The organism is Neisseria zalophi, assembly GCF_008807015.1.
Lineage (GTDB): Bacteria > Pseudomonadota > Gammaproteobacteria > Burkholderiales > Neisseriaceae > Neisseria > Neisseria zalophi.
On record NZ_CP031700.1, the window covers coordinates 1,417,540 to 1,435,312 of the forward strand.

Consider the following 17,773-nt stretch of genomic DNA (forward strand, 5'->3'; position numbering starts at 1 on the left):
CTGAATATTTTCAGGTGTTTTTTTTAGCAATTAGAGAATATCTACACAATCAATACAAGGCTGCCGTCTGAAAATCTTCAGGCGTTTTTATTCATCAATCTACTTCTAAAGAACTACCCATCCCCTTATTCCAGCCATTTAATACACATTATTTTGCTGTTTCTGATTGCGCTTTCGGGGCATATTTTTCTTGCGTGCTATCCACTAAGCTTTTATCAGTGAAAAAGCTATAAAAATAAAACCGCTATTTCTTAAAAGCTACTTTCAGACGGTGTGAAATATGCCGTTTGAACAGCCAACCCAAAAGGAACACGATAATGAAAATAAGAGCACAAGTCGGCATGGTTTTGAACTTAGATAAATGTATCGGCTGCCATACCTGCTCCGTTACCTGTAAAAACGTGTGGACTTCGCGCGACGGTGTCGAATATGCATGGTTCAATAATGTGGAAACCAAGCCCGGAGTCGGCTTTCCGAAAAACTGGGAAGATCAGGGCAAATGGAACGGCGGTTGGGTTCGCAAACCTGATGGCAAACTGGTTCCCAAGCAGGGCGGTAAACTAAAGATTTTGGCCAATATTTTTGCCAACCCCAATATGCCGCAGATTGATGATTATTACGAACCGTTTACCTATGACTACCAGCATCTGCAAAACGCACCGAAAATGTCCACGCCGCCGACAGCACGCCCGATATCGGTATTAACCGGTAAAAAAATGGACAAAGTAGAGTGGGGGCCAAACTGGGAAGACGATTTGGGTGGTGAGTTCGAAAAACGGGCGAAAGATGTTTTGTTTGAAGGCATTCAAAAAGACATGCATGCCGCATTCGAACAGACTTTCATGATGTATTTGCCGCGCTTATGCGAGCATTGCCTGAATCCGACTTGTGTCGCATCCTGTCCTTCCGGCAGTATTTATAAGCGGGAAGACGACGGTATTGTATTGATTGACCAAGATAAATGTCGTGGTTGGCGGATGTGCGTTTCCGGCTGCCCCTATAAAAAAATCTATTACAACTGGACCAGTGGTAAAGCGGAAAAATGTACGTTTTGCTATCCGCGTATCGAGGGCGGTCAGCCGACGGTTTGTTCGGAAACCTGCGTCGGCCGCATTCGTTATTTAGGTGTGTTGTTATATGATGCCGACAAAATCGAGCAGGCTGCTTCTATCGAAAATCCGCAAGATTTGTATGAACAACAATTGGGTTTGTTTCTCAATCCGCACGATCCCGAAGTACAACGCGAGGCTTTAAAACAAGGTATCAGCCAAAGTTGGATTGACGCGGCTAAAAAATCACCGGTCTATAAAATGGCGATGGAATGGAAAGTTGCTTTCCCATTGCATCCCGAATACCGTACCTTACCAATGGTTTGGTATATCCCGCCGTTATCGCCGATTCAATCTGCCATTGAAAACGGTTTAGTGGGTGAAAACGGCATTATTCCGAGTGTGGATGAAATGCGTATCCCGTTGCGTTATCTGGCCAATTTGCTGACCGCCGGCAAAGTGGAACCGATTAAATTCGCATTGGAACGCATGATTGCCATGCGCCGTTTCAAACGCGGACAAGTGGTACATGGTGAAACATTGGCACAAACATTGGAAGGTACGGGGCTGACACCTGAAATGGTTGAAGATATGTATCAAACCATGGCCATTGCCAATTATGAGGATCGCTTTGTTATTCCGACTTCTCATAAAGAAATGGTGGAAAACAGTTTTAATGATCAATCAGGTTGCGGCTTTACATTCGGCAATGGTTGTTCGGATGGGGAAAGTAGTGAAAGCTTATTTGGTAAACGAAAAGGTGCGCCGATTGTTTTTTATGGTTTACGAAAAGATGTTGAAGAAAACCGTAAGGAAAAAGAAGAGGTGCGCTGATGGATACTTATCCTGTTTATCAATGGTTTTCTGCGCTTTTGTGTTATCCGGAAGCCGAGTTAATTGAGGTTTTACCCGAGTTTCAGACGGCATTAAACGAATGGCCGCAGCTTAGCCGTCAGGCAGGCCGTCTGCAAATGTTTTTAGATTATTTAAACAGCCATAGTCTGCGCGAATTGCAAGAAAATTATGTCGCGACTTTCGATCGCAACCGTAATCATGCACTGTATATTTTCGAGCATGTATATGGAGAAGACCGTGACCGTGGTAGTGCTATGGTCGATCTATTAGAGGAATACCGTAGCGGCGGTTTTGAATTGGGTGATGAAGAACTGCCTGATTATCTGCCTGTATTATTGGAATATTTGAGTCAGGTGCCGGCCGAATATGCGCAAAAGCTGTTGGGCGATGCAGTTCATGTGATTGCTCATATCGGTAATAAACTGGCACGAAATGATTCACCTTATGCTGTTTTGTTGCAAGGCTTGACCGAACTCAGCCCAATCCGACCGATGCCGCTTACCGAGCCGCCAGTGCGTGATATGGATGAAGCCATGGAAACGTTCGGTCCTGATATTGCAGGTATCGAGCCTCTCTTGAGGCCTTCGGTCGAAACCATACAGTTTTATCCTAAAGCCGCATTTCAGACGGCCTTAAAAGGAGCATAAACCATGAACACGTTTAACCAATTTTTCTTCGGTATCTATCCTTATATTTGCTTGGCTGTTTTCTTCTTAGGCAGTTTGGTTCGTTTTGATCGCGAGCAGTATTCGTGGAAGAGCGATTCCAGCCAGATTTTATACGACGGGCGGCTTCGCTTAGGCAATATTTTGTTTCATGTTGGGATTTTGGCTATTTTCTTCGGCCATCTATTCGGCTTGCTTACCCCGTTGTGGTTTTGGGATGCTATCGGCGTGTCTCATGGTGCTAAACAGATTTTTGCGATGGTGATGGGCGGTGTTTTCGGCATTATTGCCATGATCGGTTTGATTATTTTATTACAACGCCGTCTGAAAAGTGAACGCCTTGCCGCTAACAGCACTTGGCGCGATAAACTGGTATTAATCTGGTTGATTATAACGCTAAGCTTGGGTCTGCTTACTATTTTTGTCAGCATGGGGCATACCGATGGTGAGGAAATGGTGAAACTAATGAGATGGGCACAGCATATCGTGACTTTCCGTGGTTCGGCGCCTGTTTATATGGAAGATGTGAATATCTTGTTTAAACTGCATATTTTTATGGGTATGACTTTTTTCCTGATTTTCCCGTTCACCCGTATGGTGCATGTATGGAGCGGTTTTGCCAGTGTCGCTTATTTAGGACGGGCATGGCAGTTGGTTCGGCGCCGTTAATCATACATATTTATCAAGACAGGCCGTCTGAATATTCAGACGGCCTGTTTTATATGGATTTTTAAGTGTTGAGTACGGACGGTACAAAACGTAAAACCGTATCACGCAACGCAATTAGTTTGCCGTGGAAAAAATGGGAAGCTTCTGGAATCACGATAACCGGCAATTCTTGGGGCTCTGCCCATTTGAAAGCATTTTCAAGCGGTACGACTTCGTCAATCTGACCGTGAATAAGTAAGGTTTTATTCGTATCAGGAGCCTTTGGTTCGGTGATACGGTCATAATATTTAACGGCAGGCGCCATTAAAAGTAGCAAATCGGGGTTGCGCTGTTGGGCGGCAAAAAGGGAAACATAACCGCCGAATGAAAAACCGCTGATAATCAGTTGGGATGCTTTTGGGTGTTGTGCCCGGACATAGTCGATAACGCTGATACAGTCTTCGGTTTCGCCCTGACCGTGGTCATGCTCGCCGTCACTATTACCAACACCGCGAAGGTTCGGTAGATAGCAATGAAAGCCAAGTGTATTCAATGCTTTGGCAACGGTTTGTATCACTTTATTGGTATTGGTGCCACCATGTAGCGGGTTTGGGTGATTGATAACGGCAACGCCGCGTTCCTCACCTTGTGCCGGTAGATAAATGGTTTCTAATCCACCGACAGGGCCGGGAATGGTTATTTTATCAACGGGTTTCAACATAATATGCTCTTGGTGTGAATGGGTTGGAAAAATGTATCTAAAAATGTTTTCAGACGGCCTTATTCGTTTTCCGCTTCCGGCGGGTCGATAAGCAGTCGCTCGACAGCCTGGCCTTGTACCAAATCCTGATCAAGGATGTCTTGTAGGTCTTCTTCATCAACATAAGTGTACCAACGCCCTTCCGGGTAGATAACCATCAGCGGGCCCGATTCGCAACGGCCGAGGCAGCCGGTTTGGGTGATGCGTAGTTTGCCGGGGCCGATTAAACCCATTTTTTTGGCATTGCCCCGAATAAAATCAATGGCCGTTGTCGCTTCATCGTTGTCGTTACAACTTTGTTTACAGGCATCGTGGCGGGCATTGGCACAAATAAATAAATGGCGGTCGAAATAGCTCATATTTTTTGCCTTCTTTTTCGGTGTGCGGCGTTTCAGACGGCCTTAAGCCGTATTATAGATAAAAATGTTTGCCGTTGTTTTGGTTGTTGGCTTTTAATGCGGACAACATTCCTTTTAAATCAATATCATATTGTGTTGTTAGTTTTTCAGCCCGTTTTTTAAGTTTGTCGATATTTTGTTCTTTAGGGCTGCTTTGAAAGGCCATAACGGCAACGTTGCCGTGACTTTCGGCGGGTAGTTCTAACACACGACCCTCGAAAACATTCAACAGTCGTTCGACAAAGCGTTGGTAACGGCGGTCGCCGCTCCACCAGTTAGTTACGAAAATGCCGTTTTCGGAAAGTGCTCTTCGGCAATCTTCAAAAAAAGGTTCTGCTACCAAAGCATCAATAATCTGCTCGCCGTCGAATCCGTCGGTTAGAATCACATCGGTGCTGCCGAGCATGGTTTTAATATATTCGGCACCATCGGCTTCGATAATTTCAAAATGCTCATCTTCAAAAGGTAGCTCGAAGAGATTGCGGGCTACATTAATCACTTGCGGATTGATATCAATAGCGGTTTGCCGTGTGTTAGGCAGATAGGCATCAATCCATCTGGCGAAAGAGCCGCCGCCAAGTCCGATTTGCGTGATGTGGCGGGGCTGATCGTTGAATAGCAGCCAACCCATCATGGCCCGGCTGTATGACAATACCAGTTCGGCAGGGTGATCAAGGTTCATCGAACTTTGTACGGTAGCGCTGCCTAAATGTAGCGAACGTATATTGCCCGTTTCGGAAATACCGACTTCGGGCAGTTCGTTTTTTTGCGCCCGTAGGCGGCGGTAAGGGTGATGAGCCATAAAATGATTGTGTGTAAGAAAGGGGGTATTTTAATACAGTTTGTACTTATGTGAATGGATTTCAGACGGCCTTTGCAACCATAAACTAAAACCTTAACCGAATAAGATTATGGTTTGGTGGTATGTGTGAAACAGCATTTAAAGAATAGGGAAGCTGTTTCACACATATATAAATGGTTACTTATTTTGAGAGGGCGTCACACTCAGTTGTTGTTTGCTCGGCCTGCAAACGCAGTATTTTACGTTTTTCGGCAGCTTCAAAACGGCAATGTTGTAATGCTGTTTTCAGTTCTAGTGGTGGAACAGGGACGGGCTTGCCATCATGCATGGCAACCATAGTGAAATAGCAGCTATTGGTGTGGCGGGTTGTGCGGTCGTGTATGTTTTGTGATTCGACACGGATACCGATTTCCATAGAAGTACGGCCTACATGGTTAACGCTGGCTAAAAAGGTTACCAATTCACCAACATGGATAGGCTCTTTAAAGGTGACTTTATCTACGGAAAGGGTAACGCAGTAATGACCGCTATAACGGCTGGCACAGGCATAAGCTACTTGATCGAGTAATTTGAGTAAATCGCCACCGTGAACATTGCCGTTAAAGTTCGCCATATCGGGGGTCATTAAAACAGACATTTGTAATTCATGTTGAAGTGCGGTAGGGGTGTGTATATCCATAATCAATGATTCTTTCATTTGGGGTAAAGTGGTTTGAAGCGGTTTCGTATTGTCTGAAAAATACTGTTTGAATATATGGAAACCGTCGGTTTTTATCATATAGTGCCAAATGTATATTTTTCCATCTTAGGTAATATTTTTTAGTATGGTGTTATATCAACTTTATTTGGAATATTCTCTATCGGCGTTGAATTTTAATGGGCTAGAGTGTTGAAAAAATTTAATTAAATACAATTATTTAAATGTTTCAGACGGCCTTAAGGCCGTCTGAAAGTTTATCCGCAACAAAGGGTAGAGGCTAGGTTTATGCCTAGTATATTGACCGTGCAATAGCAAAAATTAATTAACCCCATATTATTATTTTTGTGATGCGATTAAGGTTTGTAGCGCACGGCTATTGTTGATAATACCGCCGCTGTTTTGAACAGGCAGAATGGTTTCGGCAATCAACAGATTGGCAGGCCGCCCGGCATGCAGGCTCATGCGCATTTCTGCAGGTGTAAACGCCAATTGTCGTGAAGCGGCAAATGTGCGGGCGCGGCGGTTGGCTGTTTGCAGCATGGGCAACAAGGTGATATCGAGATGGAAGCGGCGTACACCTAATACGATAATCCGTGCGGCAAACCAATCGGCTTCTTCGGTAAAGACTTCCGGGCTGCGAACGCTGAAATCATGCCGCATTGCGGCGATTAGCGTGGCAACGGTACGGATTTGCGGCAGAAGGGATTCACTGATTTGAATACCTTGTGTTTGTGGTACGCCGGGGGCGCATAAATCGGGGCGGTGTATATTGCTGTCGGCAATAATATGGATGGTTTGCAAAGGCTCGGTTTTCGGTGGTGTCGGTAATGTTGCGGGTTTCATTTCTAACTTGCTCCTGCGGTATTAGGGGACAGGCGGCAAAGCAATAAAAAAGGCCGCCTGGTTTTCGGGCGGCTTCTTTTTCGCGTTTGCTTGGGTTTATCTGTATGGTTTCAGACAAGCGCAAAAGAGTACCGCACGTTTGTGTGGTACCAATAAAAATAAGCAAAGGGGCGAATGTTTAATGTTTTCATAAGTGGGCATTAGAAAGGAATATGGCTATATTGTCAACTATTTTTTCATTTTGGAATAATAATAGGGCAAATTTTTAATTTTGTAGACAAATAGTTTATTCGCCCCACTTAGGCATTAATGTATGAGGAATATGTAGTTGGTCAAGAATTCGGGCAACCACGAAATCAATCAAATCATCAATGGTTTGCGGATGATGGTAAAAACCGGCTGCCGGCGGCAGAATCACCGCGCCTAAACGGGAGAGTTTGAGCAGGTTTTCCAAGTGAAGTGTAGATAGCGGGGCTTCTCTGGGTACAATCACCAATGGGCGGCGTTCTTTTAAGCATACGTCGGCGGCACGCTCAATAAGATGGTCGGAGGTACCATGTGCCACGGCGGCAACAACGCCCATACTGGCCGGACAGATAATCATGGCATCAGCAGGATTGGTGCCGGAAGCGGGCGGGGCAAACCATTCGTCTTTACCAAACACGCGCAGTTGTGTGGGGCGGACATTAAATTTTTCGCATAATAAAGTTTGGCAGGCTGCTGCGGAAGCGGGCAGAGTAAGGCTCATTTCTTGTTGTGCAACAACTTGCGCTGCTTGCGAATATAAAAGCCATACTGTTTTTCCACTTTGCAACAGACATTCTAATAGCCTTATGCCGTAAGGCATGCCAGATGCACCGGTTAGCGCCAGTGTAACGGTTTGAATCGGATGGGGATATTTGCTCATATGGTTTGACCTATGATTTCAATAAGAATAGGGAACTTGATAGGATACGGTATTGTGTAAGGCCGTCTGAAAACATAATCAGGATTTCAGACGGCCTTTAATCAAATCGGTTTGCTTGAGTCATAAAAAATTTTTATTTAACTATTATCAACACTGCGTTCGATTTCAATACCGACTTCTTGAACATCGGGCAAAATGCCGGGTTTGACAATGCGGATTTTCACCCATTGGGCACCAAAATCTTGCAAAACAAGTTCGGCAATATGTTCTGCCAGTGCTTCTAATAGTAGAAATTCCTGTACTTTCAAACTATTGCGTACTGTTTCACATACGTCGGCATAATGAATGGTATGGTTGATATTATCATCTGCGGCAGATTTTTCCGGTATGCCTATGGTTAAATCTAATATCAGCGTTTGTTTGCGTGTGCGCTCCCAGTCATATAAACCGATAAGCGTATCGGCTTTAATACCGTGTAAAAAGATTTTATCCATTTTGTGTTACGCCGTTTTCACGTTAAAATTACGGTTCATTTTAAAACAAACCAAAGCTTCTGTAATGTTTAATTTATTGGTTATTATCGGCGGCTATTTAATCGGCTCGCTTTCTTTTGCTGTTATTGTGTCTAAGTTTTATGGGATGGCAGACCCGCGTACTTATGGTTCCGGCAATCCGGGTGCAACCAATGTATTAAGAAGTGGTAAGAAAAAGGCGGCTGCTTTAACTTTGCTGGGCGATGCGCTCAAAGGATTATTCGCCGTTTTACTTGCGCTTAACCTGCAAGAATTTTTTGCCTTAGATCATGTCACCATCGGCCTTGTCGGGGTTGCCGCATTGGTAGGGCATATGTGGCCGATTTTTTTCCGCTTTAAAGGCGGCAAAGGCGTTGCAACGGCTTTAGGTGTTTTATTGGCTTTATCATGGCCGACAGCACTGGTTTGCGCTGCTGTTTGGCTGGTTATGGCTTTAGGTTTCAGAGTGTCGTCTTTGGCGGCTTTGGTAGCGACGGTTATCAGCCCTGTTGCGGCATATTTTTTCATGCCTTATATGTCTTGGGTATGGAGTACAGTGGCAATTGCTTTCTTAGTACTTTACCGACATAAAGAAAATATTCATAAGTTAATTAAGGGAGAAGAAGGCAGAATTGGTGAAAAAGCCGGTTCAGTAGATAAAGGGAAATCCGAATAATGGATAAAAAGCAGCTATGCTGCTTTTTTTCATTGGCTTAAGGAGCATTGAAAATATGAGAAAATATTTTTCAGACGGCCTTAGAAAATATATGGCCTTGTCCGGGTTGTTTCTGATATCGGCCTGTACATTGGTTCAGTTTCGGCCATTGCAGACAATTCAGCATATTGATAAAGAGCAGGGATACCGTCTGGAAAAAGCTTTAAGCCGGCGTGCACAAGATGATACTTTTATGATTCTGATGTTCTCAGGAGGAGGGACTAGAGCAGCCGCACTGGGTTATGGCGTGTTGGAAGCTTTTAAAAAACAACCTGTCATAGTAAGTGGAAAAACGACTAATTTGATGGATAATGTCGATATGGTCTATGGCGTTTCCGGTGGTTCGGTGCTGGCAGCGTATTTTTCTTTATATGGTGCAGAGACAGTTCCTTCTTTTGAGTATTTGTTTCTAAAGCAGAATTTTCAAAAGCAGTTCACAAAACAGGTATTTTCTTTAGCTAATCTGCCGCGTTTAACCTCTTCTGAATATGGTCGAGGTGATTTGCTACAAGAACAATTTGAAAATACTTTGTTTAAAAAAACCACTTTTGGCGATTTAGATCAACATCGTAAAGGGCCGTTTGCTGTTATCTCCGCCACCGATATGGCTGCCGGCAGCAGGGTAGATTTTACTCAAGAATTTTTCGATATGATGTGTTTAAATCTGTCACAGCTTCGTATCGCCCGTGCTGTGGCGGCTTCCAGTGCAGTGCCCTTGGTGTTTAGTCCTATTACATTGAATAATAATGGCGGCAACTGCGGTTATGTTATACCTAAACAGGTGAAACAGGCAGAGCAAGAAAACAGTGAGCGCCATCAATATGAAACACACCGTGAATTTACCCGTGATTTACAGCAATATAGCGATAGTCGTAAACGCCCCTATATTCATTTGCTAGATGGCGGTTTAACTGATAATTTAGGTTTGCGAAGCCTGTTAGATGTGGCTGATAGCCGCACCAGCAGTATGCTGCAGCATCAGATGGCTAATGAGCATATCCGCAAGATTATTATTATTAATGTTAATGCACAAAACCAAATCAAGAAAAATATCGATGAATCGGCCGCTATTCCCGGGGTGGCAGATGTGGTTAGCGCAGTAGTTGATATTCCGATTGATAAATATTCGCAAGAGTCATTACGTCGTTTTAGAGCTTACGTTGATGAATGGAATGAAAGTATAGGTGATGGAGAGCGGCCAAATAGGGCAGGAATATATTTTGTGAGCCTGAATTTGCGTGACTTACCAGAGTCTCCTTTGCGAACCAATGTTTTAAATATACCTACTACTTTTTATCTGCCGCCTGAAGATATTAACTATTTGAAAAAAGCTGCCCGAATATTATTAGCTCAATCGTCAGAATACCAACGGCTGTTAAGAGATTTGTCTGCCAAGCCTGAAGTTGAAGCTGAGATTAATGCTCAGGATAAAAACCAGTTAGGCAAGCAGGCAGAATTAACTGATTTTATTTCCCCGGAAGATTATCAGGCTGTATCTGAAGGACAAGTTAGTGATTAAACTGAGTCTTGATATACAACATAAAATTGGCTGATGCTGAGGAATGCTTTGCTATCCTTATAGGGTTTCGGTATAATTCGTTTTACACAATTTTTAATACAAGCCGCCGTTTTCGGGCGGCTTGTATTTTTATTTACATAAATAATCTATGGTCAAAACGGCCGTTGCTTACTCGGAGAGTAGTTACATGAAGAAAATTCCGTTAACCGTGCGCGGTGCAGAATTATTAAAAACAGAATTGCAACAATTAAAAAGCGTTGCTCGTCCACAAATCATTGAAGCGATTGCAGAAGCCCGCTCTCATGGTGATTTATCTGAAAATGCCGAGTATGAAGCGGCAAAAGAACGTCAAGGTTTTATTGAAGGCCGTATTGCCGAATTAGAGCATAAATTATCGGTTGCCCACGTGATCAATCCGCTGGAGATACATGCCGAAGGTAAAATTGTTTTTGGCGCAACGGTAACCTTAGAAGATTTGGATACAGAAGAGCAAGTGCGCTATCAAATCGTAGGTGAAGATGAAGCGGATATTAAATCCAATAAAATTTATATTGGTTCACCCATTGCACGAGCTTTAATTGGTAAGGAAGAGGGTGATGTTGCAGAAGTGCAGGCACCTAGCGGTGTCCGCGAGTACGATATTATTACAGTAGAATATATTTAAGCTTTATTGAAAAAATACTTTATAAAATAATCTTTCAATAAAAGAAGGCCGTCTGAAAAAATTTTCAGACGGCCTTTATTATAAATGTTTATTTATTCATTAGTTTTAAGAATAAGACCTAACCATATCAAGCAGCCAACAATACGATAGAAACCACAACTACGGCAATTATTAGTGCTGCCAAGAATTTACCGATGCCGGCAAATTTTAAAATTGGTAATTTACCTTCTAAGTATTTATAACCGCTAATCATAGGTGTAATCAAATTATGTTTTTTCACCCATTTATAAACCAAAACCGCAGTAATATGTGCAGCAGCTAAAGCCAATAAAATATTAAAAAATGTACCGTGTATTTTTCTAATAGCACTACTTGTATCTTCACTTATTAAGTGGCTGAGATAACCGTTATATAAAAAAGTATTTTCATCGGAAGTAAACAAGCCTGTGGTTACTTGAAACAATACCGACCCAATTAAAGCCAATACCATTAATGCACCTAAAGGATTATGGCCGGGTTGCTCATTTTCAGTCAGTTCACCTTTCAGATAACGTTTTATCTGGCTTGGGCCACGTACAAAGTTTTGAAAGCGGGCTGTGTCGCTACCCCAAACACCCCAACATATGCGGAAGACCACTAAACCTAATATAAATAAACCAATGCGCAAATGCCATGCCAGCAAATTGCCGCCTGTTTTTGCGCTATACCACATAAAAGCTATGGCCAATACCAAGCTCCAATGAAAAAGACGGGTGGGTAAATCCCAAACTTTGAGTTTTTGCTTCATAATATATCCCGATTCTTATATGATGGTTTGTGTCGTTTCAGACGGCTTGATGAAGGCCGTCTGAAAATATTGTAATGGATTTGTTTACAGGTAGGAAATAGTGATGTTTTTAAGCCCTTACCAAAGTTTCAAATTATCCGAACAAGCACAGATTACAGCATGTTTTCCGGATATTTTTATCCCCCGCGATGCCGACAGCCACAAAGGTACGCATGGCACCTTGGCCGTTATCGGTGGTGCGACCGGCATGAGCGGTGCTGTTATTTTGGCGGCAACTGCGGCACTTTATAATGGTTGCGGCAAGGTATGGGCAGGCTTTAATCAAAATATACTGCCTTTGCCCGTTATCCCTGAGCATCCTGAAATTATGCTGGCGACAGCTGCTGTTCTTCAGCAACGGCAAGATATCAGTGCTTGGGCAGTCGGTTGCGGCTTGGATGTGTTTGGCGAAGCCTTGCATATTGTACAAAGCCGTTTGGAAGCCGATTCGGATAAGCCGCTGTTGTTGGATGCAGACGCCTTAAATCTTTTGGCACAGCATCGGGTTGAGCTGGTAAAGTCGGCACAAAAATATCACACGTTGGTGCTTACGCCCCATCCGGCCGAAGCGGCGCGCCTGCTCGGTGTCACCACTGCCGAAATACAGGCGGATAGAACAGCGGCGGTAGAGCGTATCAGTGAAATGTTTCAAGCCTATACCGTATTAAAAGGCAACCAAACATTGGTATGCGATCCCAACGGTAATCTATACACCAATCATAGCGGCAACCCCGGCTTGGGCACGGCAGGCAGCGGCGATGTATTAAGCGGCATTATCGGCAGCCTACTCGCCCAAGGAATAGAAACTTGGCAGGCGGTGTGTGGCGGAGTTTGGCTACACGGTGCGGCGGCAGATGTTCTACGCGATTCCGAAATCGGAGAAACCGGCATATTGGCCGGCGAGATAGCTCCGGCAGCACGCTGGTTGCGCAATCAGATTATCCGTATGCATCATCCCGCGCATGGGACTTCTGATTAAATATAGGGTTTAAAATATATATAAAGCCGTCTGAAACTTTTTCAGACGGCTTTATATGATTAAAAAACACTTGGCCTCGTTCAGCCAAGTGTTTAGGGTTTTATCCGGTATTTATTCGGATACGCAGGGTCTATTTTTTCAGTTCGGCCAAAATTTCATCAACGGTAGCTTTGGCATCACCGAAACACATTACACTGTTTTCATTAAAGAAGAGCGGGTTTTGTACACCAGCATAACCGGTATTCATCGAACGCTTGAACACCACCACTTCTTTAGCTTTCCAAACTTCCAATACCGGCATGCCGGCAATCGGTGAGTTTGGATCAGTTTCGGCAGCAGGGTTCACCGTATCATTGGCACCAATCACCAGCACCACATCGGTTTCTGGGAAGTCGTCATTGATTTCATCCATTTCCAAAACAATGTCGTAAGGCACTTTGGCTTCGGCCAGCAATACGTTCATGTGGCCGGGCAGGCGGCCTGCTACAGGGTGGATACCAAAACGCACTTCCGCACCGTTTTTACGCAACAGTTCGGTAATTTCGGCTACGGGATATTGTGCCTGTGCCACAGCCATACCATAGCCCGGAGTGATGATAACACTGCTTGCTTCTTTCAGCATTTCGGCTACTTCGGCCGGTGATGCTTCACGGTATTCGCCGATTTCTCCATCAGCGGCAGGAGCGGAGCCGTCGGTACCGAAACCACCGGCAATCACGGAAATAAACGAGCGGTTCATGGCTTTACACATAATGTAGGACAGAATGGCACCGCTTGAGCCGACCAATGCACCGGTAACAATCAGTAAGTCGTTGGAAAGCATAAAACCGGCAGCGGCAGCGGCCCAACCTGAATAAGAGTTCAACATTGAAACCACAACCGGCATATCCGCACCGCCGATAGAAGCCACTAAGTGCCAACCGAAAGCCAAGGCAATTAAGGTCATCAGAATTAATGCAAACCAACTGCCTTCGGCAGAAACAAAAATCAGCATTAAGATAAACGATACCACCAAAGCCGCCAGATTCAGCTTATGCTTATGGGGCAATTGCAAAGGCGCACTGCTAATTTTACCGTTTAATTTACCGAATGCTACGATAGACCCGGTAAAGGTTATGGCACCGATAAAGATACCGAGAAATACTTCAACCAAATGAATGGTTTCCATATCGTGAGATATGTCGCCCGGTTCGATAAAGCTGTTGAAGCCCACCAAAACGGCAGCCAAGCCGACAAAACTGTGCAGCAAGGCAATCAGCTCGGGCATTTCGGTCATTTCTACTTTGCGGGCTTTGTAAACACCGGCTGCGCCACCGATAATCATAGCAATAATAATCCAACCGAAGCCGGCGGTATTCTCGCTGAAAATAGTGGCAATCAGGGCGATCGTCATACCGATCATGCCGGAATAGCAGCCGTTTTTAGCCGTTTCCTGTTTGGATAAACCGGCCAGTGAGAAAATAAAGAAAATAGCGGCGACGATATATGCCGCAGTAACTAATCCATGTGACATTATGCGTCTCCTTAACCTTTACGGAACATATTCAACATACGGCGGGTAACATAAAAACCACCGAAGATATTGATGCTGGCAATCAATATGGCAACAAATGCCAAGAAAGATACCAAGCCGTTACCCTGACTGATTTGCAGCAACGCACCGACAACGATAATGCCGGAAATGGCATTGGTTACCGACATCAGCGGAGTATGCAGCGAATGGCTGACATTCCAAACCACATAATAACCAATCACGCAGGCTAAAACGAAAACGATAAAGTGGTTTAAAAACTCGGTCGGTGCAACAGCACCCATCCACAACACCAAAATCGCACCAATCACGGCAGGCGCCAGTTTTTTCCATGCGGCAACTGGTTGTGGTTCCGGTTTGGCAGCCGGAGCAGCTTGCGTTTGTGCTTGTGCCTGAGGTGCGGCGGAAACCTGAATCGCAGGCGGTGGGAAAGTGACTTCGCCGTCGCGGGTAACCGTCATATTGCGGATAATCACATCTTCAAAGTCTAAATTGATTTCACCGTCTTTATTGGGGCTGAGCAGTTTGCTCAAGTTCACCAAGTTGGTAGCGTAAAGTTGTGAAGATTGGCCTGCCAGACGGTTGGCCATATCGGTATAACCGATAATTTTCACGCCGTTATCGGTGACAAAAAGTTCACCGGGCTTGGTGAGTTCGCAGTTACCGCCGGTTGCCGCGGCCAAATCGACGATCACCGAACCGGCTTTCATGCTTTCGACCATTTCTTTGGTAATCAGCTTAGGTGCAGGTTTACCCGGAATGGCAGCGGTGGTGATAATAATATCGACCTCTTTAGCCTGTTCGGCAAATAACTTCATTTCGGCAGCAATAAATTCTTCACTCATTACTTTGGCGTAACCGTCGCCACTGCCGCCGGATTCTTGCGGGAAATCCAATTTCAGGAATTTACCGCCCATTGATTCGATTTGCTCGGCCACTTCCAAACGGGTATCGAATGCTTTTACGACAGCACCAAGCGAATTTGCCGTACCGATGGCAGCCAAGCCCGCCACGCCGGCACCAATCACCAACACTTGCGCCGGTGGTACTTTACCGGCGGCGGTAATCTGACCGGTGAAGAAACGGCCGAATGCATTGGCCGCTTCGATAACAGCACGGTAACCGCTGATATTGGCCATAGAAGAAAGGGCATCTAAAGACTGGGCACGTGAAATGCGCGGCACCATATCCATAGCCAATACATTGATTTTTTTATCTGCCAGTGTTTGCACCAAGTCGGGATGCTGTGCCGGCCAGAAGAAGCTGACTAAGGTCTGTCCTTCTTTCAGACGGCCTATTTCGTTTTCGCTCGGTGCGTTGACTTTATAAAGCAACGGGCAAGACCATGTTTCTTCAGTATCGGCCACTGTCGCGCCGGCTGCCTGATAAGCAGCATCATCCAAACTTGCCAATAGACCGGCGCCGCTTTCGACTACTACATCGAAGCCTAGTTTTTTTAACTGGGCTACCGTTGCAGGAGTACATGCCACACGGGTTTCGCCGGCAAGAGACTCTTTCGGAATACCAATTCTCATATCGATTTCCTTCTCAAACACGTTTATAAAATGTAAATAATAAAATATAAATTAACAGCCTCTTTATAGCGAATTTTAAGCATAAGCACAACTTTAAATCTATTGGAATAACAGATGAAACACCTGATAGAAATTTAAGAAAGGGTAAAGGCAGGCATTATTTTTTATTTTGTTTGAAACAGATTTTTGGGTGGTTAGTAATTTGAACGTTCTTGATAAATTAATATCTTAAAAATATTAAAAAAGGTTTTAAATATTAAAATGATAAAAAATTAAATTACATTATTCATATTAATCATATTGTTATAATCTAATATTTTCAATATCAAAAGTTTTTTAGCATAAATTTTTAAAGAATTATGACTTGAAAATTAAAAAAATAACCTACCTATTTTTCAAACAGCATTAAAAATATTGAATACAATGGTAAAATAATCCAATCATATATTTATTTATTTTATACGCTAGTGTTTAACGAAGTTTTTCACTATTGTATTTTTGGGAGCAGGCAGTGTTTCGTAGCAGGCATATTCTTACCGGAGAAATTTTATACGAGCGTATGCCACAAGAGTGGGATGAGTTCGAATATGAGTTAAGGCAGTTACGAAAACGGCAACTGGTTTTTTCTGCCTTAAGTTTAAAGGAACGAACCGACTTATTAACAGCGTTTGCCAATAGATTGGAAGCCGAACGGAACCGGTTGGCAGTGATGATATGCGAAGAAGTCGGCCGCTGTTTGCGTGAATGTGAAGCTGAGTTGGATAAGTCTTTGGCGCTAATCCGTTATTATGCGGAAATTGCACCGAAATTGCTGGCGCATAAAACTATTACAACTCAGGCGAGTCTTAGCCAAGTAAGGTTCGAGCCTTTGGGCGTCATATTTGCGGTGATGCCGTGGAATTATCCGGTGTGGCAGATTTTACGTTTTGCCGTTCCCGCTTTGTGTTCCGGTAATGCGTGTGCCGTTAAACCGGCACCAAGTGTGGGCAAAGTCACTGAAGCTTTATTTGATATTATCGGTGATGATTTGCCGTTTATACCGGCTTGGTTGGATCATCATGATACTCGGAAAGCGATTGGCTGTACCGATGCCTTGGCTTTTACAGGTTCGGCCGATACAGGGCGGCGTTTGGCCGCGCAAGCCGGGGTTTATTTGAAAAAGGCCGTTTTGGAACTGGGCGGCAGCAATGCCTTTATTGTATTGGATGATGCTGATTTAGAACTGGCAGCAAAAGATGCCTGTTATTCGCGTTTTCGTGATGCAGGGCAATCGTGTAATGCGGCCAAACGGATTATTGTTACCGAATTGGTGGCTGATAAATTTATTGATCTGTTTTTGGCTGAATGTGCAAAATTAAAAACTGGTGATCCGATGGATCCGAAAACCACATTAGCACCATTACACAGCCGTAATGCACGTGAAACAATACATGCCCAAGTCATTGATGCCTTGATAAACGGGGCGGATTTGTTGTGTGGCGGCGAAATTCCGGAAGTGACCGAGCCGGGATGGTTTTATCCCGCTACGGTGTTGGATAGGGTGAATCATCATTGCCGTGTTTATCATGAAGAAGTATTCGGCCCTGTAGCTTCGATTATACGGGCACTGGGCGAAGAGCATGCCATTGCATTGGCCAATGATACGCCGTTTGGTTTGGGTGCAAGTATTTATTCGCAAGACAATGATAAAGCTTGGGCATACGGATCCAAGCTGGAAACTGGTGCGGTTTATATCAACCGCCATACCAGTAGTGATTTGAGGCTGCCTTTCGGTGGTGTTAAAGCATCGGGCTATGGCAGGGAGTTGTCGGAGTTCGGTTTATACGAGTTTGTAAATATAAAGTCTTATTGGCAGAAATAGATAA

At 44.2% G+C, this 17,773-nt stretch carries 18 protein-coding genes; 8 read left to right on the forward strand and 10 right to left on the reverse strand.

Going from position 1 to position 17,773, the window contains the following annotated elements:
* Window positions 1–317 precede the first annotated feature (317 nt).
* From narH to narI, 3 genes are read left to right on the forward strand one after another with little or no spacing between them, the layout of a single operon-like run.
* On the forward strand, window positions 318–1,883 hold the full coding sequence (gene narH, locus D0T92_RS06500; RefSeq protein WP_151051298.1) for a nitrate reductase subunit beta: 1,566 nt from the start codon (window positions 318–320) through the stop codon (window positions 1,881–1,883).
* On the forward strand, window positions 1,883–2,551 hold the full coding sequence (gene narJ / locus D0T92_RS06505) for a nitrate reductase molybdenum cofactor assembly chaperone (RefSeq protein ID WP_151051300.1): 669 nt from the start codon (window positions 1,883–1,885) through the stop codon (window positions 2,549–2,551). The genes narH and narJ overlap by 1 nt, the downstream gene beginning before the upstream one ends.
* A gap of 3 nt (window positions 2,552–2,554) precedes the next feature.
* The gene (gene narI / locus D0T92_RS06510; protein WP_151051302.1) at window positions 2,555–3,238 is read left to right on the forward strand and encodes a respiratory nitrate reductase subunit gamma; all 684 of its coding nucleotides are present in this window, start codon (window positions 2,555–2,557) and stop codon (window positions 3,236–3,238) included.
* A 61-nt stretch (window positions 3,239–3,299) separates the two neighbouring features.
* Here narI and D0T92_RS06515 read toward each other — a convergent pair whose 3' ends face one another.
* From D0T92_RS06515 to folB, 7 genes are all read right to left on the reverse strand, one after another.
* Entirely contained in the window at window positions 3,300–3,938 is a 639-nt protein-coding gene (locus D0T92_RS06515) for an alpha/beta hydrolase (protein ID WP_151051304.1), read from the reverse strand.
* A gap of 59 nt (window positions 3,939–3,997) precedes the next feature.
* Complete coding sequence (locus tag D0T92_RS06520; RefSeq protein WP_151051306.1) at window positions 3,998–4,336, reverse strand: (2Fe-2S) ferredoxin domain-containing protein; 339 nt, start codon at window positions 4,334–4,336, stop codon at window positions 3,998–4,000.
* A gap of 52 nt (window positions 4,337–4,388) precedes the next feature.
* A complete protein-coding gene (locus D0T92_RS06525; protein WP_151051308.1) occupies window positions 4,389–5,177 on the reverse strand; it encodes a polyamine aminopropyltransferase in 789 nt (262 codons plus the stop codon).
* Window positions 5,178–5,358: 181 nt separating this feature from the next.
* Window positions 5,359–5,856 (reverse strand): acyl-CoA thioesterase, encoded by a 498-nt coding sequence (locus D0T92_RS06530; RefSeq protein WP_151053008.1) that lies wholly within the window; start codon window positions 5,854–5,856, stop codon window positions 5,359–5,361.
* A gap of 357 nt (window positions 5,857–6,213) precedes the next feature.
* Window positions 6,214–6,720 carry a hypothetical protein gene (locus D0T92_RS06535; protein ID WP_151051310.1) on the reverse strand — a complete coding sequence of 169 codons (507 nt, stop codon included), beginning with the start codon at window positions 6,718–6,720 and terminating at the stop codon, window positions 6,214–6,216.
* Between the two features lie 286 nt (window positions 6,721–7,006).
* Window positions 7,007–7,627: a flavin prenyltransferase UbiX gene (locus D0T92_RS06540; RefSeq protein ID WP_151051312.1), complete on the reverse strand. Its 621-nt coding sequence runs from the start codon at window positions 7,625–7,627 to the stop codon at window positions 7,007–7,009.
* Between the two features lie 137 nt (window positions 7,628–7,764).
* On the reverse strand, window positions 7,765–8,121 hold the full coding sequence (gene folB / locus D0T92_RS06545; protein ID WP_151051314.1) for a dihydroneopterin aldolase: 357 nt from the start codon (window positions 8,119–8,121) through the stop codon (window positions 7,765–7,767).
* Window positions 8,122–8,185: 64 nt separating this feature from the next.
* Between folB and plsY the strand changes: the two genes are divergently transcribed.
* The 3 genes from plsY (at window position 8,186) to greA (ending at window position 11,037) form a co-directional block, all read left to right on the forward strand.
* Complete coding sequence (plsY, locus tag D0T92_RS06550) at window positions 8,186–8,815, forward strand: glycerol-3-phosphate 1-O-acyltransferase PlsY (RefSeq protein ID WP_151051316.1); 630 nt, start codon at window positions 8,186–8,188, stop codon at window positions 8,813–8,815.
* A 55-nt stretch (window positions 8,816–8,870) separates the two neighbouring features.
* Window positions 8,871–10,373 (forward strand): patatin-like phospholipase family protein, encoded by a 1,503-nt coding sequence (locus D0T92_RS06555; RefSeq protein WP_151051318.1) that lies wholly within the window; start codon window positions 8,871–8,873, stop codon window positions 10,371–10,373.
* Between the two features lie 187 nt (window positions 10,374–10,560).
* On the forward strand, window positions 10,561–11,037 hold the full coding sequence (gene greA / locus D0T92_RS06560) for a transcription elongation factor GreA (protein WP_151051320.1): 477 nt from the start codon (window positions 10,561–10,563) through the stop codon (window positions 11,035–11,037).
* A 127-nt stretch (window positions 11,038–11,164) separates the two neighbouring features.
* On the opposite strand, the gene D0T92_RS06565 is transcribed toward greA, so the two are convergent.
* Window positions 11,165–11,824, reverse strand: a complete 660-nt coding sequence (locus tag D0T92_RS06565) for a cytochrome b/b6 domain-containing protein (RefSeq protein ID WP_151051322.1) — start codon at window positions 11,822–11,824, stop codon at window positions 11,165–11,167.
* 103 nt (window positions 11,825–11,927) lie between these two features.
* On the opposite strand from D0T92_RS06565, the gene D0T92_RS06570 reads away from it, so the two are divergent.
* Window positions 11,928–12,842: an NAD(P)H-hydrate dehydratase gene (locus tag D0T92_RS06570; RefSeq protein ID WP_151051324.1), complete on the forward strand. Its 915-nt coding sequence runs from the start codon at window positions 11,928–11,930 to the stop codon at window positions 12,840–12,842.
* 130 nt (window positions 12,843–12,972) lie between these two features.
* Here the strand turns inward: D0T92_RS06570 and pntB are convergent, their stop codons facing one another.
* Window positions 12,973–14,355 (reverse strand): Re/Si-specific NAD(P)(+) transhydrogenase subunit beta, encoded by a 1,383-nt coding sequence (gene pntB / locus D0T92_RS06575; protein ID WP_151051326.1) that lies wholly within the window; start codon window positions 14,353–14,355, stop codon window positions 12,973–12,975.
* An 11-nt stretch (window positions 14,356–14,366) separates the two neighbouring features.
* On the reverse strand, window positions 14,367–15,908 hold the full coding sequence (locus D0T92_RS06580; protein ID WP_151051328.1) for a Re/Si-specific NAD(P)(+) transhydrogenase subunit alpha: 1,542 nt from the start codon (window positions 15,906–15,908) through the stop codon (window positions 14,367–14,369).
* Window positions 15,909–16,419: 511 nt separating this feature from the next.
* Between D0T92_RS06580 and D0T92_RS06585 the strand changes: the two genes are divergently transcribed.
* Window positions 16,420–17,769: an aldehyde dehydrogenase family protein gene (locus D0T92_RS06585; RefSeq protein WP_151051330.1), complete on the forward strand. Its 1,350-nt coding sequence runs from the start codon at window positions 16,420–16,422 to the stop codon at window positions 17,767–17,769.
* The last annotated feature ends 4 nt before the right edge of the window (window positions 17,770–17,773 follow it).